General features: G+C 30.2%; 23 protein-coding genes. All 23 read right to left on the bottom strand.

What is annotated here, in order from left to right; genetic code table 11:
- Nucleotides 1-18: 18 nt before the first annotated feature.
- Nucleotides 19-690 (bottom strand): DUF4956 domain-containing protein, encoded by a 672-nt coding sequence (locus ACGHJ8_RS13365; RefSeq protein WP_390540885.1) that lies wholly within the window; start codon nt 688-690, stop codon nt 19-21.
- A 12-nt stretch (nt 691-702) separates the two neighbouring features.
- On the bottom strand, nt 703-1,398 hold the full coding sequence (locus tag ACGHJ8_RS13370; protein ID WP_390540887.1) for a polyphosphate polymerase domain-containing protein: 696 nt from the start codon (nt 1,396-1,398) through the stop codon (nt 703-705).
- Between the two features lie 45 nt (nt 1,399-1,443).
- A complete protein-coding gene (locus ACGHJ8_RS13375; protein ID WP_390540889.1) occupies nt 1,444-2,403 on the bottom strand; it encodes a PepSY domain-containing protein in 960 nt (319 codons plus the stop codon).
- A 3-nt stretch (nt 2,404-2,406) separates the two neighbouring features.
- Nucleotides 2,407-2,919, bottom strand: a complete 513-nt coding sequence (locus ACGHJ8_RS13380; RefSeq protein WP_087359113.1) for an RNA polymerase sigma factor — start codon at nt 2,917-2,919, stop codon at nt 2,407-2,409.
- 89 nt (nt 2,920-3,008) lie between these two features.
- Nucleotides 3,009-4,337: a PepSY domain-containing protein gene (locus ACGHJ8_RS13385; protein ID WP_390540891.1), complete on the bottom strand. Its 1,329-nt coding sequence runs from the start codon at nt 4,335-4,337 to the stop codon at nt 3,009-3,011.
- An 89-nt stretch (nt 4,338-4,426) separates the two neighbouring features.
- The gene (gene deoC / locus ACGHJ8_RS13390; RefSeq protein ID WP_390540893.1) at nt 4,427-5,101 is read right to left on the bottom strand and encodes a deoxyribose-phosphate aldolase; all 675 of its coding nucleotides are present in this window, start codon (nt 5,099-5,101) and stop codon (nt 4,427-4,429) included.
- 12 nt (nt 5,102-5,113) lie between these two features.
- Nucleotides 5,114-5,740, bottom strand: coding sequence for an HAD family phosphatase (locus tag ACGHJ8_RS13395; RefSeq protein ID WP_087304927.1), 627 nt, complete (start codon nt 5,738-5,740; stop codon nt 5,114-5,116).
- 1 nt (nt 5,741) lies between these two features.
- Nucleotides 5,742-6,494 carry a GntR family transcriptional regulator gene (locus ACGHJ8_RS13400; RefSeq protein ID WP_087304928.1) on the bottom strand — a complete coding sequence of 251 codons (753 nt, stop codon included), beginning with the start codon at nt 6,492-6,494 and terminating at the stop codon, nt 5,742-5,744.
- A 118-nt stretch (nt 6,495-6,612) separates the two neighbouring features.
- Nucleotides 6,613-8,379, bottom strand: a complete 1,767-nt coding sequence (locus ACGHJ8_RS13405) for a class I mannose-6-phosphate isomerase (protein WP_211962289.1) — start codon at nt 8,377-8,379, stop codon at nt 6,613-6,615.
- A gap of 9 nt (nt 8,380-8,388) precedes the next feature.
- The gene (locus ACGHJ8_RS13410; RefSeq protein ID WP_087297043.1) at nt 8,389-10,137 is read right to left on the bottom strand and encodes a class I mannose-6-phosphate isomerase; all 1,749 of its coding nucleotides are present in this window, start codon (nt 10,135-10,137) and stop codon (nt 8,389-8,391) included.
- A gap of 24 nt (nt 10,138-10,161) precedes the next feature.
- On the bottom strand, nt 10,162-11,124 hold the full coding sequence (locus tag ACGHJ8_RS13415; RefSeq protein WP_211962293.1) for a type I phosphomannose isomerase catalytic subunit: 963 nt from the start codon (nt 11,122-11,124) through the stop codon (nt 10,162-10,164).
- A 14-nt stretch (nt 11,125-11,138) separates the two neighbouring features.
- Nucleotides 11,139-11,378, bottom strand: a complete 240-nt coding sequence (locus tag ACGHJ8_RS13420) for a SemiSWEET transporter (protein WP_211962300.1) — start codon at nt 11,376-11,378, stop codon at nt 11,139-11,141.
- Nucleotides 11,375-12,184 carry a Cof-type HAD-IIB family hydrolase gene (locus ACGHJ8_RS13425; RefSeq protein WP_087297040.1) on the bottom strand — a complete coding sequence of 270 codons (810 nt, stop codon included), beginning with the start codon at nt 12,182-12,184 and terminating at the stop codon, nt 11,375-11,377. The genes ACGHJ8_RS13420 and ACGHJ8_RS13425 overlap by 4 nt, the downstream gene beginning before the upstream one ends.
- A gap of 15 nt (nt 12,185-12,199) precedes the next feature.
- Complete coding sequence (locus ACGHJ8_RS13430) at nt 12,200-13,045, bottom strand: PTS system mannose/fructose/sorbose family transporter subunit IID (RefSeq protein WP_087297039.1); 846 nt, start codon at nt 13,043-13,045, stop codon at nt 12,200-12,202.
- Entirely contained in the window at nt 13,042-13,851 is an 810-nt protein-coding gene (locus ACGHJ8_RS13435) for a PTS sugar transporter subunit IIC (RefSeq protein WP_211962304.1), read from the bottom strand. The genes ACGHJ8_RS13430 and ACGHJ8_RS13435 overlap by 4 nt, the downstream gene beginning before the upstream one ends.
- Nucleotides 13,852-13,853: 2 nt before the next feature.
- Nucleotides 13,854-14,357: a PTS sugar transporter subunit IIB gene (locus ACGHJ8_RS13440; RefSeq protein ID WP_211962313.1), complete on the bottom strand. Its 504-nt coding sequence runs from the start codon at nt 14,355-14,357 to the stop codon at nt 13,854-13,856.
- An 88-nt stretch (nt 14,358-14,445) separates the two neighbouring features.
- Nucleotides 14,446-14,838, bottom strand: coding sequence for a PTS sugar transporter subunit IIA (locus tag ACGHJ8_RS13445; RefSeq protein WP_087297036.1), 393 nt, complete (start codon nt 14,836-14,838; stop codon nt 14,446-14,448).
- An 11-nt stretch (nt 14,839-14,849) separates the two neighbouring features.
- A complete protein-coding gene (locus ACGHJ8_RS13450) occupies nt 14,850-15,689 on the bottom strand; it encodes an aldo/keto reductase (protein WP_087297035.1) in 840 nt (279 codons plus the stop codon).
- Between the two features lie 105 nt (nt 15,690-15,794).
- Complete coding sequence (locus tag ACGHJ8_RS13455) at nt 15,795-16,733, bottom strand: G5 domain-containing protein (protein WP_087359104.1); 939 nt, start codon at nt 16,731-16,733, stop codon at nt 15,795-15,797.
- Between the two features lie 12 nt (nt 16,734-16,745).
- Nucleotides 16,746-17,504, bottom strand: coding sequence for a TatD family hydrolase (locus ACGHJ8_RS13460; RefSeq protein WP_211962319.1), 759 nt, complete (start codon nt 17,502-17,504; stop codon nt 16,746-16,748).
- Nucleotides 17,505-17,794: 290 nt separating this feature from the next.
- On the bottom strand, nt 17,795-18,754 hold the full coding sequence (locus ACGHJ8_RS13465) for a ribose-phosphate diphosphokinase (RefSeq protein ID WP_390540900.1): 960 nt from the start codon (nt 18,752-18,754) through the stop codon (nt 17,795-17,797).
- 18 nt (nt 18,755-18,772) lie between these two features.
- Nucleotides 18,773-20,173 (bottom strand): bifunctional UDP-N-acetylglucosamine diphosphorylase/glucosamine-1-phosphate N-acetyltransferase GlmU, encoded by a 1,401-nt coding sequence (gene glmU, locus ACGHJ8_RS13470; RefSeq protein ID WP_087304467.1) that lies wholly within the window; start codon nt 20,171-20,173, stop codon nt 18,773-18,775.
- Nucleotides 20,174-20,298: 125 nt separating this feature from the next.
- Nucleotides 20,299-21,159, bottom strand: coding sequence for a 4-(cytidine 5'-diphospho)-2-C-methyl-D-erythritol kinase (gene ispE / locus ACGHJ8_RS13475; protein WP_211962321.1), 861 nt, complete (start codon nt 21,157-21,159; stop codon nt 20,299-20,301).
- Between the last annotated feature and the right edge of the window lie 5 nt (nt 21,160-21,164).

Consider the following 21,164-nt stretch of genomic DNA (forward strand, 5'->3'; position numbering starts at 1 on the left):
TATTTATGTTTAATCATATTAATTCATATAATCTCCATTATAAGAAACCATCACTGTATATAAAACACCTTCCATATTTGAAAGTTCATTAACAAATGATGTTTCTTGATCCTTAAGTCTGACTTCATAATTCAGTTCAATGCAATCTTTTTTGATACTCTTGCTTTTCAGTGAAAAAGCAGACACCTGATTTTGAATAAATTGATAGACATTCTTTTCACTGTCTTGATTTTCACAATGAACAACCAGTATATAAGGTCTTTGGGTATTTTTCTTATGAGAAAAGATATAAAGAATGAGTCCAATCCATAAACTACCAAATACAGCTAAGGGGATTAAACCTGCTGCCAATACAATACCTACCGCTATACTCCAAAACAAAAACGCAATATCCATAGGTTCTTTAACAGCCGTTCTAAATCTCACAATAGATAAAGCACCAACCATTCCTAAAGATAAAACAATATTACTTGTGATGGCAAGAATAACCAATGTGGTAATCATTGTTAAAGCTACAAGTGTTATCGCAAAACTGGAAGTATACATAATTCCACTATATGTTTTTTTATAAATAAAGAAAATAAACATTCCCATCATAAATGCCAATAGCAACGCTATTGACATATCTAACAATGAAACAGCGTGTATATTTTCTAAAAAATTTGAACGAAATATATCTTGAAAAGTCATTTTTATTCTCCTTTACCAATCAATCTGTCGACATTTTGCAAATTTTGAATAGGCTGATGTTTTCTGTGAAAGTCCTTGTATTACCATTTTAACAATATCTGGTAAAAACTCATTATATTTTACTTCAAATACTGCAAAATCATCTACACTTATATTTCTATTATCTAATGACAAAAAGTCATGAATATTTTTATAAGTACACAAGTGTCTATCTATTGTCAATCGTACTTTAGAAACATCATATGTATAAGCTTGTCTTTGATAGGATACAATCACACAAGGTTTTAACAACTCCCCTTTTAATGCACTATAAAATTCTATCATCAATGGATCATCACTTCTTAATAAAAAATCTATCTTTCCATTTAATATATCTTGAACCTGTTTAACAGTCAATTTCGTAGAACGCTTCGCACATAATCCATTATGCTTCAATTTCTTTTCTAAACGTATAAAACTTAAATCATGATTATAATATCGTATTCTAAACTTATGCCTTTGTGATACTCCATTTAATTTTTCTTTTAAAGCTTTATCATCAGGTGTATCAAAATAAAGACTATGAACATCATAATATCCTTCATTCAATGTATAATGATCTTTAGTGAATAATAGATTTAATCTTTGATTTAAAACTTCTGCTTCTAATGGGTTTATGATATGTTTAAGTTCGTGACGATATTGAATAGGTTTATAATTCTTAATCATAAGCATAACCTTTCTATAAATTGAGGAGTTTATTTTCATAAACTCCTACATTTTCACATCAAATGAAACAATTTCACCACTAATAGCATTCACTTGATAATTATAACTTGCATATGCATCTGTAAAATTCACATTATATACAAGTTGATTATTTTTGACATCCATCTCATCTTCATATGATTTCAAATCTTTAAGAGTCACTTGGGCATGATCTAAAACTTTTGTTCTGACTTCTTCATCACTCAAATATCCACTATGACTTTCCACTCCATCTATTGTAATGGTTTTAAACTGTATATTTTTATAATGAATTAATGTATTTAAATCATTAATGGAAAGATCAACCAAATCAGCAAATTCATAATCAGGACTAACATTTATTAATTTTTTTATTAATGTCACCTTACCTACAGAAATCCCATATTTTTCAGCTAATTCTTCTCGCTCTTTAGAAAACTTGTAATCTTGTGAAACAACAGATGCTTTTAATGAATAACCCGATAAGATATCTTTTACATCAGTTGCAACATCTTGCTTTAATGCCTCTCTTGCTTCTTTATCGCTCCCCTGAACACTTACAAGAACAGAATTTTTAGCCTCTGTAATATAACCATATTTAAACATACTTCCTATAATAGCATTCACAGCCACATCTAAATCTGTATTTTTTAAATCCATTTCATCTAACACAAGCAAAGCATCATCATTATGACAAATCACATCTTCTACACGTCTTTGATGATTGATTTTTAATTCAATACTAGGATTGACCTCAAAAGAAACGGAATAAACATTTTGAGGTTTTGATATCATAAAAGCAAAAATAAGAGTACACGCTAAAGCTAAAAAACTGATTTGATATTTTCGAGGTATCTTTCTTTTTGTTTGTTGAACTTCAAGCTGATCAATATATTCAATATCTCGCATAAGTTGTTCTTTTCTTGAAGGCATATGAATATCTTGAAATTCTTTTTTTAACTGATTTTTTATTTCTTTATTTTTCAAGGCTCATTCCTCCAGACTCTTTCTCAATTTTTTTAATGAACGATGATATTTATTCAAAACCGTTGATAACTTTAAATCCATAATCTGCGCTATTTCTTTAAACTTTAATCCTTCAACAACATGTAAGATGATGATTTCACTTTCATCTTGACAAAGTATTTTCATCATCCTTTTTATCATCATCTTATCATGTATTCCATTCATTCCTTCATCAACACCATCAATTTCATAATCAACAACCTGCTCCCTTGATAACTTACGAAGTGACATATAAGTCACATTACGAGAAATCGTAATAATCCATGCTTTCGCATTTCCTTTTGGTTTATACAAATGGACATTGCGATAAACCTGTATAAAAGTATCATGTGTCAAATCTTGTGCATATTCCTTATTATGAACTATACTATAAATATATCTATAAACTTCATCATACATACAATCATAGATTTGTGCCAACACATCTTGATTTTCCTTGAGTTCAACAACTAAATTTTCTAATTTCTTTTCTAACATCACAGATCTCCCCTATGATGTTAATATCCCATTTATCAATCACCACTTTCTTGCATATTTATTTTAAGTTTATATTAAGTTTGCGTTAATTAGTCATCATCGTCATCATCATAGTTTGACTGATTTCCATAATTAGATTGTTCTTGATCATCATAATTTGTATTATCATAATTTGTATTATCATAGTTTGTATTGTCATAATTTGTATTTTGATTTGTTGTTTGTCCAGAACTTGATGGTTTCGACGTAGATGGTTTACTTGTTGTCTGATAATTTGTATTATCATAGTTTGTGTTATCATAATTTGTATTTTGATTTGTTGTCTGTCCAGAACTTGATGGTTTTGACGTAGATGGTTTACTTGTTGATTGATAATTTGTATTATCATAGTTTGTGTTATCATAATTTGTATTTTGTTTTGTTGTCTGTCCAGAACTTGATGGTTTTGATGTAGACGTAGATGATTTACTTGTTGACTGATAATTTGTATTATCATAATTTGTATTTGATGATTGATTTGTATTTGTTGAGGTATTTGTAGATGGTTTTGTTGTTACCTTTGGTTCTACTTCTCTTTCTACAATACCTTTTGTAGCACTAACTTCATATTCATACTCATTTTGATTATAAGTAAATTCAATATCATAAGTTAATGCTCCGTTTTCTAGATCATAATCTATTTCAAGATTTTTAATTTTATCTTTTGTTAGAGATGCATTTTTTAAAGCAACATTTAAAGCTTCGTCTTGAGAAATATATTGTTTTGTACTAACACTTCCTACCATTTTATGAGTATCTTTTTGTGCATCGTCCTTATTTAAAGACTGGTAAATTAAAATTAAGTCTTGAGCATTCAATTTCACTAAATCTTCTACTTTATAAGTCTTCTTCTCATCATCATTTTCATCTATAATATCTTCAATCAGATTGGCCTTTCCATAAGAAATACTATATTTATTCATTAAAGATTCAATATCATCATCAATATCTATATCTTGAGAATAAATAGCTCCTTCAATAGAATAACTTTTTAATGTTGTATAAATATATTGGCTCAATTCATCTTCCAATGCTACTCTTGCTTTATCATCATCATTTTCAACAGATAATAATACTGTATTTTGATTTGCATTTAAATATCCATTCTTAACCAATGAACCAAGTACTGCATTCATTGCAACATTGGCATCTGCCTGTTTTAAATCCATGTCTTCTAGTACCTTTTTAGCATCATCATTAACTGCAATAGCATCAATAACTTTATCTTTTTCATCAAGCTGTAATTGAATACTTGGATTAATATCTAATGTTACTAAACTTGTATAATCCTGTGTTCGGCTACCACTGCCACACCCTGTCATTACTGACAGCATTAATGTACTCACTCCTAATAATTTTATCATTTTCATTTTATTCATATTTTTCTCATCTCCTTCATCTTACTAATGCATGAAAACCTTAATTTATCACAACAAAGAAAAAAAGATTTCAATTTTTTTGAAATCTTTCAACCACAATATTTTTCAAATTCTTCTAATATCTTGAGTGAACTACTTGTTCCAATACGACTCGCTCCAGCTTCTATCATTGCTTGACATGTTTTCCAATCACGTATTCCTCCAGCTGCTTTAACCTTGACTTCATCTCCAACTGTTTCTTTCATTAAACGTACATCTTCTACTGTTGCTCCTGAAGTACCAAAGCCTGTACTTGTTTTGATATAATCTGGCTTCACTTGTTTTGCGATAAATGCTATATGCTTTATTTCATCTTTTGTAAGGTAACAATTTTCAAAAATAACTTTACATATCCTGTGATTTTGATGACAGAGTTGCACAATACTTTGCATTTCTTTTTCAATATAATCCCAGTCATGCATCTTTGCCTTTCCAATATTAATCACGTAGTCAATCTCATCAGCTCCATCATCAATAGCCTGTTTTGTTTCAGCTAATTTGATATCTAATGTTGTCTGTCCTAATGGAAATGAAATAGCTGCACCGACATGAATAGAAGTTCCTTTCAGTAATTCTTTACACAACTTTACTGGCTCACTGTTAATTGCTACCATTGCAGCTCCAATATCTTTAGCCTCATCACATAATTTAATAAAATCATCTCTCGAGGCATAAGCCTTTAAAAACGTATGATCAAACATACTAGCTAGTTCTTCTTTTGTCATGTAAAAACCTCCTTATAATAATTTCAACAATTGCATGTGATTTGTAATAATTATATCACTTTGACTTTGATTATTTTGAAATTTTCCTGAATAGTAAGCAACAACTTCTAAACCTGCCATTTTTGCTGCTTGTATTCCAAAAGTACTATCCTCTACAACAAACAATGGCTTTTGATATTTTTGTTGTCTTACAATTATTTGATAAACTTCCGGACTAGGCTTTGTTTTTTTAACATCTTCTTTTCCCATGTAAAATAATATATACTTATCTAAGTTTAAATCTGTCAAAACTTGTTTTATTATTTTTCTTGGTGACGAAGAAGCTATGATAATATCAATATTCTTTTGAAAGATATTTTCTATGCATTGTTGAACATTTGGAAAAACTATTTGTTGATAATTAGGGAATTTTAATTCCTGAAGATACTTTTCAAAAAGGTATTGAATATTACCTTGATAATTAATATATTCTTTTAAAATATCAAATATATCTTTAGTATTTAAACCTAGTATTTCTTCCAGTTTCTTCTCTGGTATAACATATCCTCTAGATACAAAAAAATTCCTTAACTGGTTCATGTACCAACTTTCACTATCAATAATAACTCCATCCATATCAAAAATAATATACGGTTTCATCTTAACCCCTCTTAAATGTTGCTGTCATATTAATAAAAGTGACATCTAAAGATGAAATAGAATATTCTATGACGGTTCCATCGTCAGCATATCCAATATCTTGGACAAGCATAATTGGATTTGTAGAGCTGACTTCTAAAATTTTTCTAACTTCACTATCAGGTAAACTTGGAATTAGTGTTTCTCGAATAATAGATACTTTTAATCCTTTACTATCCAGATACTGGTAGAAATGCTGTGCTGCTTCTTTAGCCTCTTTATCAAAATTTTCTAATAATTTTTTATCAATATATGAGCGTGAAAATGATGCTACCTTTATTCCAGCATATCTGACTCTATCCATGACCCATACAAGATCACCTACATTTATTGATAAGTGTTTAGCAATATCTGGTGTAGCCTCAGTTATTCCGACATTTAAAAATTTTGTTTTACAAACAAAACCATTTCTATTAATAACTTTATCTAATTTATATATTGTTGAATTGATAACCTCTTGTTGATCATTAATTTTTTTCTTAGATGAAACAAATGTTCCAACGCCTTTTCTTTTATATAAATAACCCTCAGTTACAAGCTCATTTAATGCCTGTCTAACTGTTGTTCTGCTTAACTGATATTTATCAATTAATTCGTGTTCAGTGGGAATTGTTTCATCTTCCTTATAAACACCATCATCAATCAAATTGATTATAATTTGCTTTAGCTGGTAATATAATGGTAAAGGTATATTTTTATCAATAGTATATTTCATTTATATATCAACTCCTCTTGTCACATTGTAACATTTTTTCCATATTTTACCTATTTATTATTATTATAAATTTGAAAAAATAGGGATTTTCACCCTATTTTTTCAAAAAGGGAAGTATTTATTGATACGCATTACCCATATCCATATAACATTCTAAAACAGCCAATTCTTCATCAGATTTATCTTTAGGTTTTATTACATATTGTCCAACACTTGCAGGAATAAAAACTGCTTCAGCATAATGAATTTCAATAGGCTCAAATTCATTATTAGGACTAACAATAATAGCTTCTTCTCCTTCTACAAGTACATGCAATTTTACATGATCCTTTGTTTCAAAAAACACTGGCTTATTAAACCAATATCTATCAACTTTTAATAATTCATATTCCATTGTTCCACTATGCTCTTTTCTCCATCCAGTTCCTCTATCAACTTCAGCTTTTTTAGAAATAAGATGTTCTTTTACAAATTTAGTTTGATATTTTTCTTGAATAACCTTTTCACCATGATCTATATTAATTGGTCTTGGTTTACCATCAGCATCAATACGTCCCCAATCCCAGAGTTTAAATGTCTGAAATCCAATTGGATTTATTTCTAATACTAAAGTATCTTTACCAGAAGCATGAATTGTTCCACTTGGAATATAAATATGGTCATGTTTTTTCATTGGAAAACGATTAATCCATTGTTCATCATCAAATTCACCAGTTTTTTGAGCTTCTTTAAAGGCTTTAACCAGTTCCTCTTTTTTGACTCCATCCTTAGTCCCTAAATATACAGAACTTTTTTCAGATGTATCAAGAAAATAATAACTCTCATAATGTCCAAATGGAAAATTAAAAACTTCTTGTGCATATCCAATATCTGGATGAACTTGCAAACTTAAATTTCCACCACCCCATGTATCTAAAAAATCACATCCAACTGGGCAATTATATCCAAACCAGAAAAAATTTTGATTTCCTAAAAACTCAACAGCTTTATATTGTACTATATCTCTACCAATAATTCTAAATTCATTTTCTCCTAATTTTGCTAGTGTATTTTGAAAATTCATCCATCCTGTCATACCCCAAGCAGTATTTTCTTTATCTAATCCTCCTTTCAAAACATCTTTACACCAATGTCCACCCCATACGCCTCTGTTAAAGAATGGCTCTAATTTGAAAGGATGTGAAGCAAAATAATTTAAAGTTTTTCTAAAATCATCTCCAGTTACCATAACAGGATTATCTATATCATCTCCATCAATGACATAATCCATATCATTAAAAAGATGTCGTTTATGATTATCAAAATATTTAGCTTCAACAAAATTGAAAATTTTTTCTTTTGTAAGTGGATCTTCATGAGGATTGTTCATTCCCCAATTTGACAATGATGAAAGATATCCATCTTTAACTCTTTGAATAGTTATATTATTATAAACAAGAATATCGCCTTTTGTAACCAATGCAGCTCCAATGCCATATACGACAATCATTCCTTGTGTAGTATTATGAATCAATTCTTGTGCTGTCTTTATTTTTTCACTATCAAAATATTCATCAATTTGTCCAATAGCAAATACACCATTAATGCGATCATTAGTGATGAACTTATCTAATCTCTCATGTAGTATATCATCATCTGCTCTCAGATCATCTGTACAAATAACTAATTGAGGTTTAATGTTATCTATGAAATACTCTCTTAATTCTTTATGATTAATATGATAATATGAGTCAATAACCAAAACACACTTCGATTCATATTTTTGCATTTCATGATCAATAATTTTGCTAATTTCTTGATATCCTTTCCATGATTGTGTTCCATCTATTGTAAAAACAGGATGTAAATCAAAGTTCGGTATTCTTTCATTTATTTTTTCGTACATAATAACCTCCTATATATCCATATAAATTTCTAATACTGCACATTCTTGAGATTTAGATTTTCCATATGGTTTAATAGTATATTGTCCTGCAGCTGGTGGTACAAACACTGCTTCTGCATAATGAATGACAACTGGTTCAAAACTATCATCTAAACTTTCAATAATAGCTTCTTCTCCTTCAACTAACACATGAATTACAATGCAATCATTAGGATCAAAATGTACTGATTTACTAAACCAGTATCTATTGACTTCCATAGGAGCTTCAAATGGCATTGTTCCACTTCTTTCTTTACGCCATCCATATCCTCTATCTACTTCTTGTTTTTTAGAAATAAATTGATCTTTAATCATTTGAGTTTGGAATTCTTCTTGAATAACATGTTTTCCATGATCTATATTAATTGGTCGTGGTTTTCCATCAAAATCTACACGTCCCCAATCCCATAACTTGAACGTCGTAAAACAAAACATATCAATTTCAAGTGTTAATGTATTTTTTCCAGCCGAATGAATTGTTCCACCTGGAATAAAGACATGATCATGTTTTTTCATTGGGAAATGATTTATCCATTTCTCATCATCAAATTCACCAGTTTCTTGTGCTGTTTCAAAAGCTTCTACTAAATCATCAAGTTTGACACCATCTTTTGTTCCTAAATAAACAGAACTTTCATCACAAGCATCTAACATATAATAGCTTTCATAATGTCCCCATGATGAATTAAATACTTCTTGAGCATATGCAAGTGTTGGGTGAACTTGTAAACTAAGATTTCCTCCACCCCAAGTATCCAAGAAATTGACATGTAAAGGACATCGGTTTCCATAAAGATACCAAATTTTTCTTCCTAATACTTCTTTAGGATTACATAAAATCAAATCAGTTGATGGAAACTCAAAAACTGCATTATTTAATTGTGCTGCTACAGCTTGACAATCCAAAAATCCAGTGATTCCCCAAGCAGTATTTTCTAAATCTTTTCCGGCATTTAAAACTTTTTGACACCAGTGACCACCCCATACTCCTTTCATAAAGATAGGAATAGGTTTAAATGGACTTGTTGAAAATTGAGATACAATCTTATCAAAGTCATTTTTTGTAACCATAACAAATTGATCATCTTTATTACAATCAATAACATAATCACATTTTTTATAAATCTCTCTTTTATGCTTGTCTTGAACTCTACTTTCTAAGAAATTAAATCTCTTTTCTTTTCTCAAATATTCTTCATCTTCATTATGTGCACCCCAATTTCCTAAACCTTGGTTATATCTATCTTTAATTGTTTGATAGCTAATTGAACCAGAAATAAGAATATCAGGATTACAAACAACTTGAGATGCAACACCATAAACTATAACTAAACCTTTGGTTCCTTGAATTTTATTTTGTATGTCTTTGATTTTATCAACATCAAAGAATTCTTCAATATTACCTACACTAAATACCCCATTAACACGATCTTCAGTAATAAACTTTCCAAACTTATTTTGAATCATTGATTCATCATATTTAGCAATATCAGAATGAATAATCAATTGTGGTTGTAGTGCTTTAGCAATATCTTCAAATAATATTTCATTAACACCATGATAATAATCAAAACAAACAACAATACAATCTTTTTGAATTGATTTTATCTTGTTATTAATTTCATCAATAATGTCTAAGATTCCTACTTTAGCATTAATATCTATTTTTTTCTTTGGATATAAATCAAAATTCGGTATTCTATTTTCTACTTCATACATATAATATATCTAACAATTTTAGAATTACCCATAATATGCTAAAACTGTCATTTCTCCTTTCCACATTAATTTTTTTACATTGGCACTAATTAAGAAAGAATCACCCGCTTGGAGTTTAACATCTTCTATTTGTCCTTGACCTTCAATGACAAAGGCTCCCAAATAAGGTTTAGGCATCGTTAATTCTCCACTTCCATTTATAACATATTTATAAACCGAAAAATTCTTATTATCAGTTAATTTGATTTCTGTCACACCTTGATGATTTCGATAAGAATAATGTGTATCCTGACATTCAAATGGGACTAATATGTTATCTTTAGCCTTTTCAACATCAAGCTGTCTTGGTTTTCCTTGCTTATCTAATCGATCATAATCATAAAAACGGTATGTAACAGGACAAGGATTACACACTTCCATAAAAGTCGTTCCTTTTTGTATTGCATGTAATGTACCAGCTTGAATATTATAAAAAGCACCTGGAAAAATTGGATATCGTTTTAATAAACCATTCCAATCTTTATTTTGAATATACTCATCTAATTCCTGAATGGTTTTTGCATTATGTCCCATTACAATATCAGCATTGTGTGGACAATTGACAATATACCAACTCTCGCTTTTTCCATGACATCCTAAATTCTTTAATGCATACTCTTCAGTTGGATGAACTTGTATACTTAAATCAGTACATGCATGAGCTATTCCCATAGATACAGGGATATGCTCCCATCTTAAAGTGGATGGTGTTCCAAACATTTCTGGATGTTCATCATAAAGTTCATTGAGTTTTCGTCCTTTATATTTTCCATTCATAATTTCATTAGCGTCTTGTGGTAACCCACAAAATGCTCCTAAACCAGTAATTTCATCTATATTCATATCTTTTGGTACATATTTTTCAACATGATAATGATGAACTAATGAGCCATCACCCCAAATTGCAGTTGAAAATGTTGGTTTTAAAAATATATACTTTTCATCCATATCATTTATCACCTCTACTTATATTTCACTTTATAACACAATATAATTGAAGCTAATATAAACGTAATACAATTAGCCACTATAACTGCATAATCACCTATATATATTCCATGTATAAACCATAAGAAAACACCTATAACAAACATAGAATACATAATCAAAGAAATTCCTGATGTATCTTTTGTTTTAATAACCTGTATAGCTTGTGGTACAAAAGATAATGTTGGTAAACAAGCAGCTATCATTCCTATCATTCTTCTATCCTACTTTCTAAAATATCAATAGCTTCTTTTATGTTATCAACGACATATGTCGCTTTTTGTTTTGCTTCTTCATAACCATGTGTCATACAGAAACTTGTATGACAAAATTCAAACATTCCTATATCATTTAAACTATCACCAATAGCAATTGTATTATTTTTAGGTATATTATTGAGTTTTAAATATTGATTGATGCCTTGCTCTTTTGTAGCTTGTTTTTGAGTAATATCATAACTATAATCTGATGTTACTTTACATTGATATAGTTTTTCATGATCCAGAATATTTTTTTGATAATCTTCATAAAACTCTTTATGCAATTGTTGATTTGGAAAAATATAATTTATATGAATGATTGGTTTATAATCTGTGAGAATATACTCATTTATTGTTTGATGAATAACTTTGTTTGGATCTTTCTTAAACATATTTGCTGTATAAGATGATAATTTTCCATATATATATACATTATCTATATTTGTGACCTTAGCATAATCTTTATATTTATACATGCCTTTATATATATCTAAAAATTGTATGTTAGAAAAAGGATATAGACAAACAACTTTATGATCCATATATATTTCTGCACCATTCCAACCGATACAGTCAAAATCGTATTGTTTTAACTTTTGCGTTATATTATTTAAAAAAGTATGATGTCGGGCAGTACATAACACAAAACTATTCTTTTTAGCAATCCAATATTGAATTGCTTGAACATCTTCATTCAATATTTCTTTTGTTTCTGGTCTTAATAATGTATCATCTAAATCACAAAATATAACCTTATCCATACCCTTTACCTCATTTTATACAATACCTAAAACTCCTAAAACAATTGCAATAACTAAATAAACTCCAATAAGTTTAACAGCACTCATCTTTTTCTTTTTCAATAAGTAATATCCCAATAAAACTAAACACATTGGAATTAATTTTGGGAAAATACCATCTAAAATCTCTTGGAAATTAATCGTACTATATTCACTGACATATTGAGTTGTAATTGTTAAATTAACATAACTTGCAGTAATTGCTCCAACAACTGTTAATCCTAATACAGACATTGCATCTTGTATTTTAGTCATCTGCTTACCTAACAATTTTGAAACAGCTTCTCTACCAGATTTATATCCTTGCATATAGAACAATCGTGATAAAGCCATTTGTGATAAGTATAAACCTAAAACTGCAAATACTGCTCCTAATGGACTACCACCTGATGACAATCCAATTGCAATACTTAAAATAATTGGTGGGAGCGTTGCCTGTGTAACAGCATCTCCAATTCCAGCTAATGGACCCATTAAACCAACTTTTATACTGTTAATAAATTCATCAGTAATTTTAGCTCCATTTCCTCTTTCTACTTCCATTGAAGCGACAATTCCATTAACCATAGCACCAAATACAGGATTTGTATTATAGAAAACTGAATGACATTTCAAACGTGCAACCATCTTATCTGGATCTTTTGAATAAAATTTTTTCAAGATTGGTAACATAGATAAAGTAAATCCTGGAGCCTGTAATCTTTCATATCCAAATACAGTTAAGCAATATTTAAACCATATCCACCAGCTCTTATTAACTTCTTGCTTAGTTAACGTCACTTTATTATCTTCAGCTTTTACTGTTTCTACTTTTTCACTCATAACAATTCATCCTCCTCTACGTCATCATCATTTTGTTGAGTGGTCGATTCATTTTGACCACCAATAAACATATAATACATAACTGCTAAACACATACCCACTACTGCAGTGGCAACCATATTAAGTTCCAAGAAGGTAATACATACAATACCAATTAAGAAATAAATAATAAATTTAAAATCTTTTAATGTATAAGTGACAAGAATAGAAATACCTACTGCTGGTAAAATTCCTCCTAAAACACTTGCTATATGTAAAACTATCTCTGGAATTGCTGCTAATAAATCTGCTGCATACGCACTTCCAAGCATAACAATTGAGAAAGTGATACCAAATCTGATTACAAAACTTGTAAGAGGTGGTAAAACCATATATGTTAGTTTCATTTTCTTAATATCATTATTTGCAATGAATTTATCACCTAATGAATAGAAAACAGAACATAAAATTTCATATCCAGTGAAAACTGCTGCTCCTAAGACACCTACTGTTGCAGCCAATGTTACTGCTACTGTTGCATCCGCTCCCGCTAACATCGCTAATGCAATTGATGGATAAGATACAAATGCCATATCTGCTGTAGCAACTCCACCAATTAAAACTTGCCCTAGATACATAGCTTGAACTGCTGCTCCAATAGTAACACCTGTGGCTACATCACCTAAGATAAATCCTACAATCGTTCCACCTACGATTGGTCTTGATAATGCATCTGAAAAACCGACTCCTAATGGTTGTGCATTTTCACAACTTCCTAACCAACAAGCAATACCTATCAGTATAGCTTGCATAACTGTAATTTCCATAATTATTCTCCCTTCTTCAAATTATTTTTTACGGTTTCCCAACTTAATCCTTGTTCATCAGGAATAAGTTTAAATTGAATTTTTATTCCTTTTTGTGCCAACTCATCACAGTGTTGAATATCATCTTCTGATAAGTAAATATTATTGTAAACTTTTCTCGTCCCTTCGGCTTTACTAGCTGTACCAAAAATAATTTCATCTCCAAAATCAATACCATGTTTATTCAATTGATAAAGTTGTTCAATTTTCTTTGAAATAACATAGTAGTGTTTCTTTCCTGCTACTGCTTTTGGTATTTTCTCTAAAGCTTGATCCACTGTAAAAATATAAACTTTTTTTCCAATTGCATTCCCTGCATTTAAAAAGACTTCTTTTAAAAATGGATCACTTCCTAAAGCATCATCTACCAAAAGAATAATAGCGTCTCCCTGTCTTACCTTTGACCACATCAATACAACCTGACCGTGAATCAAACGATCATCTACTCTTACCAAACTTAATGACATAATTCCCTCGCCTCTCTTTGTTATGTTATCGTGTTGTCATGACATCTTTACATTAATATAATAGCATTACTTTAATAAAAATGCAATGCTATAAACTACAAATAGAAATTTTTCCTGTTTCTATTACTTGATCAACTAATTGTTTCATTTCCATATCCAAAGAACTCATCATTCCTAACTCTATGACCATCGCGAGATTCATGCCAGAAATCAGACATAAATGAGAGTCTTTATGACTTAATATATATCTGTAACATTCATTATATGGCGTAGCATTTGGGATGTCAGTTACAATAATAACTTCTTTATATTCTTTTTCTAATTTTTCTATAATTGCTGCTAAATGAACTCTAAAATTATCCACTCCTTCTTCTGTTAAAGAGCATGTATATAAATTTTCCTTTTGTCCTATAATCATTTCGCAACTTGCTTTTACTCCTTCACACATAGTAGAGTGTGTCACTAATAAAATAGCTTTCATGTTTTCCTCCTTTAAAAATCTGCCATATCTGGATGAGAACCAATCTTTCCATGATCATGACTAAGATTTTTTATTTCTTGAATATCCTTGGCTGTTAATTGAAAATCAAAAACTTCATGATTACTTTTTATTCTTTCAATAGTTATAGATTTTGGTAAAGGAATAATTTCATTATCTATGGCATAACGAATACAAATTTGTGCTGGTGTCTTATTATATTTGTTTGCTATTCTTTTGATGATAGGATCATTTAACACTTGACCTCTTCCCAATGGACTATACGCCTCTAAAACAATGTTGTGTTTTTGACAATATGCTATCGTCTCTTCATCATAATAATAAGGATGGAATTCTATTTGATTGACCATAATTGGAATTTCTATTTGACTGCTTAACTCCTCTAAATGATGCTTCAAAAAATTACTTACCCCAATAGCTTTTATCTTTCCATCTTTATACAATTTTTCCATTGCACGATAAATTTCGATATTTCTTTTTTGATAAAACGATCTACAATCTTTAGGGGCTGGCCAATGGATTAAATACAAATCAACATAATCAAGTTTTAATTTCTCTAAACTTTTGTTAAAGGCCTCTATAGCTTCTTCATAAGAACACGCTGTATTCCACAATTTCGTTGTTATAAATAGTTTATCTCTGGCTATATGACTTTGTTTTATAGCTTCACCAACAGCATCTTCATTACCATAGATACTTGCTGTATCAATATGTCTATATCCACATAAAATAGCAGATTTTACTGATTCAACAGCAATTTCATAATCATTCATTTTCCATGTTCCAAAACCAATGCAAGGTATATTTACACCATTATTTAATTTTAAATCCATTATCTCCCTCCTTTTGTTATAATGATGTCATGTCATCATTATATTAACACTTACATATTTTTTTGTCAACACAGTCATCATAAAATAAAAAAAGAGATAGTTTTCCTATCTCCAAAAATTCGCATTTCCACTACCAAGAGAAACAACTTCAAATTTGGTATTATGTGAGGTGCCACCACCAAAATATCTTTTCCCAGAACCTTCACTACCATTAAAAATATCTATTTTATTTCCCTTAATAGCACCACCACGATCTACAACAATTCCATAAATAGTCCCTGCTGTATTTAAATTATGATTAGAAATCTTAATCACAGTTCCAAATGGAATAGATCGATCAGCAGCCAAACAATAATATTTCTTTCCTTTATAATATAAGTAAGGTGAGTTGGTATTATTGACTCCACTCGTTGGGGATAATTTCACACCAGATGAAGATGTTCCTCCACATCCTGTACAATCTCCACCATATATTGTCAATCTACCTGTAAAAGTTGTACCTTTTAAAACACCACCATATTGAATAATCTTATCTACTGGCTTTTCAATAATTTCTTCTTTAATCATTTGACGATCAGTTTCTTTTCCATTAGCATAAGTCAACAGATAAGTTCTTTTAGCTTTTCCATCTTTTCCTTTTTGAACAACTGTTTTTGTCCAGCTTCCACTACCTTTGGTTTTTGTTGAGTATGGTATTGTTTCTATTTTTTCTATTGTTTTCGTTTCAACTCTTGTAATTTTAATCAAATCATCCTGTTGAACAATAGCATCTTTATCTTTATTTAAAGTATCCTTCTGATCTAACTCAACATTTAATTCATTTAAGACATTTGATACTGTATCCTGCTTGACCAAATAATCTTTTTCCTCCTGTAAACCATCTTTTAAACGAATATCTACAGTTGGAATAAAATCTGTAATCTGATTAACAGCTCCTGATGATACAGTTGCTAACATAATAACAACATATACCACAGCCATCGCTAAAATTCCTTTTGTTCGGCTATCAGCCGAGACAATTGCCTCTTTAGCTTTTTGTAACATAAAATATCCTCCTTATTTAATCCCAAACATTTTTTTGGCATTAAATGTTGTGATTCTAGCAACGTCTTCTATCTCCATGTTCTTTAGCTTTGCTATTTCCTGGGCAATATACACAACATTTGCTGGCTCATTCAACTTTCCTCGAAATGGGTGAGGTGTTAAATAAGGGCAGTCCGTTTCAATCATTAAATGTTCTATATCAATTGATTGAGCAACTTCTTTAGGGACTTTTGCATTCTTAAATGTCACGGGTCCAGCTAATGATATTTCAAAACCTATATCAATATATCGCTTTGCCATTTCTACCGATCCACTATAACAATGCATAATGCCATAATGTGCAGTTTGTTTTAAGATATTGTAAGTATCTTCATAGGCATCTCTAGCATGAATCACAATGGGCTTTTGATATTTTTTAGCAATTTCAATTTGCTTTATAAAAATATCTTTTTGCTTTTCATGAGGGACTTCTTCCCAATAATAATCTAAACCTATTTCTCCTAAAGCCACTACACATGGGTCTTGAAGCAATTTTTCAATTTCATTTAAATCTTCATCAGTTGTATCCTTACAATCATTAGGACTTATTCCGACTGCTGCATAGATAAATGAATACTCATGAGCTATCTCAACAGCTTTCTTTGATGACTCTAAATCATATCCTACAACAACCATATTTTCGACTTGATGTTCTAAAGCATTTTGAATAAATTGATCTCTATTAGGATACAATTGTTCACTATTTAAATGTGTATGTGTATTGAAATACATCTTCATCACCCTGAGGCATAATAACAAATATTTAAAGCTTTGTCAAATTTCTAAAAACACAAATATACAATTATTCCCATTTTATCGACATTTTTCTTATTCACAATTCCATATATTTGTCATTATAACAAACATCATTCTATACTCTTTTGAAATATTCCAATCTATAAATATTTGTCAAAAAACGTTGAAATCACCAACATCATATTTATAGTATGTCTATTTCACAATTATTTAATCAAATTCTCATAACAAAATAAAAAGGAGATTCTTCAATCTCCCATCAATCACTATTCACCCTTAAAATCAAAATGTTTGAAAACATCACTTACAGGTAAATCATTTTCAATACTTTCAATAGTATAAGCCAATAATTCAGCTACACTAATTTGTACTAATTTATCAAAACGTTTTTCTTCTGGAATAGCAATTGCATCTGTAATAATCACTTCTTTTGCGACACAATCTTTTAATCTATCTACTGCTGGTCCTGATAATACACCATGAGTACAAGCAATATAAACATCTTTAGCACCTTTTTCTTTTAAGACTTGTGCTCCAGCTACAATTGTACCAGCTGTGTCAATCATATCATCAATTAAGACACAGTTTTTACCTGCAACATCCCCAATAATACCCATAACTTCAGCAACGTTTGGTTTAGGACGTCTTTTGTCAATAATAGCAATTGGACAATCCAATGCTTCTGACATTTTTCTAGCACGCGTTGCTCCTCCATGATCTGGTGATACAACACATAAATCTTCAATATTTTTATTTTTAATATATCTACAAATAAGAGGTAAAGCTTCCATTTCATCAACTGGAATATCAAAGAATCCCTGAATTTGACGTGCATGTAAGTCTACTGTCACAACTCTATCAACCCCAGCTACTGTTAATAAGTCAGCAACTAAACGTGATGTAATTGGTTGTCTTGGTTTTGCCTTACGATCTTGTCTAGCATAACCAAAATATGGTATAACTGCTGTAATTTCTTTTGCTGATGCACGTTTTAAAGCATCAGTTAAAACTAAAATTTCCATTAAGTTTTCAGTCACTGGATTTGATGTTGATTGTACAATAAAGACATCTTTTCCACGTACTGATTCTTCAATTTCAACTAAGATTTCACCATCTGCAAAATGATGAACTTTACTTTTCCCAACTTCTGTCCCTAAAATATCAGCCATTGAATGAGCTAATTCCTGATTAGATGATAAAGCAAATATTGTTATGTTATTTTTCATTTTTACCCCATATTCTCCTTATTTTTTATTTTTATTTCGTCTTTCGTATTCTTTTTCACGTATTTCTTTTAATATCTTACTATAACCTTGTTTATTTTCTTGTCTAGCTCTCGCAATTGCCATCGCATCTTCATCAACTTCTTTTGTAATTGTTGATCCTGCTGCAATATAAGCATTCTTTCTCACTGTCACTGGAGCCACTAAATTGGTATTACATCCAATAAAGACATTATCTTCAATCTTTGTGAGTGATTTATTTTTACCATCATAGTTAGATGTAATTGTTCCACAACCAAAGTTAACATCTTGACCAACCTGAGCATCTCCTACATAAGTTAAATGTGAAGCCTTGCTTCCTGCACCAAAGTCAGCTTTTTTCATTTCTACAAAGTTACCTAAATGTGCATTCTCATGAATATGGCAATTTGTTCTCAATCTTGCATATGGTCCAATATCTACACCACTTTCAATAATTGAATCACTTAAAACAGAGAATTTAATTTCAACATTATCTTTAATTTCCATATTTGTAAATTCACAATATGGTCCAATATGACAATGACTTCCAATCACTGTTTTCCCTTTTATAATACATCCTGGTTCAATAATTGTATCGTGTCCAATCACAACGTCTCTACCAATATACGTATTAGATGGATCGACAATAGTCACTCCATTTAAAAGATGTTCACGATTAATACGATCTCTTAAAAATTGTGTTGACTGAGCTAATGCTACACGATCATTAATACCACCAACTTCATCAAAATCATCAATCTTATAAGCATCTACTTTTAAACCTTGATGATTCATGATTCCAATAACATCAGTCAAATAATACTCATTTTGCGCATTATCATTTGTCACTTGACTTAATGCTTCAAATAAAGCTTTATTGTCAAAACAATATTCTCCAGTATTCATTTCAGTAATATCTTTTTGACTTTCTAATAAATCTTTAAATTCCACAATTCCTGTGACTTGACCATTTTCTTTAATAATTCTTCCATAATGTGTACTTGGATCACAATCAGCACTCATGATTGTTGCCTGATTATGATGTTCTTGATGATACGCAATAAATTCTTTTAATGTTTCTTTACGAATCAATGGTGCATCACCACATAAAACAAGAGTCATTCCATCTCGATTAGCTAAAATATCTTTAGCCTGCAATACAGCATGACCTGTACCAAGTTGTTCTGTTTGATCAACAAAAGTGACATCATCCACAATTGCTTTCACTTGATCAGCTTCGTGACCAACAATCACAATTGTTTCATCTACACCTAAAGCCTTTAATTCATCTACAACATGATTAATCATTGGCTTATATAATACTTCATGTACTACTTTTGGTTTATCAGACTTCATTCTTGTGCCTTTACCAGCAGCCAATACAATAGCATATACTTTCATTTTTTTCTCTCCTTATCGCCACTATTCTAACAAAAAAATATATAAAAAAAAAGAGGAAACAGGGAAATACTTATGTTCATACCCATATTTTTCCATTCTTTTTTATAAAATCAAAAGTTAGTTATTTATAACTTCAGTGAATCCTTATTTAAAATCTCTGTTTTTCTGACAAAAGCATATCTATTCAAAAAGAACTGATAGCCTTTTTCTAACAACTCCTGATCTTGAGTTAAACCAAATACACAAGAACCACTTCCAGACATTAAAGCGCCATCAAACCCTAATTCTTTCATTTCTTCTTTAATTTTTAATATATCAGGGACTATCTTTAAAGATGCTTCTTCTAGAGTGTTCCCTAAACAATTGACAACCCCCTGATAGTCATTATTTTCAATAGCTTCTTTCATATCCATGATTAGAGGATGCTCTGCATTTGTTAAATCAAGCATTCCAAATGATTTCTTTGTAGATACACCTTTTTTTGGTTTAACCAACAATAAATAACAATGAAAATCTTGATTAATAAATTCTAACTGTTCTCCAATTCCTTTCACTAAAGCCATTTTTTCATAAATACAAAAAGGAATATCAGCCCCAACTTCTTTCCCTATTTTGGCTAATGTGTCTAAAGACAAATTCAATCTAAACATACGATTCATTGCTTTTAAAACAGCTGCACCATCCGCACTTCCTCCAGCGAGTCCTGCTTGTGTAGGAATATGTTTATAAATATGAATCTTGACTCCATAAGGAATTTGATAACGTTCTATGAGTAACTGTGCAACTTTATACATGATATTTCTTTGATCTGTTGGCATACGATTGGTATTTGCAGTGATTTGAATACCATGATCAATCTTTTCAATATAAATCAAGTCATGTAAAGTTATAGGTGCCATGATCATCTCTAAATCATGATAACCATCTTCTCTTTTTCTGACAACATCCAATGCTAAATTGACCTTTGCATAAGCTCTTATTTTCATACTTT

Origin of the sequence: Massiliimicrobium timonense (assembly GCF_042850985.1) — a bacterium.
Lineage (GTDB): Bacteria > Bacillota_I > Bacilli_A > Erysipelotrichales > Coprobacillaceae > Allocoprobacillus.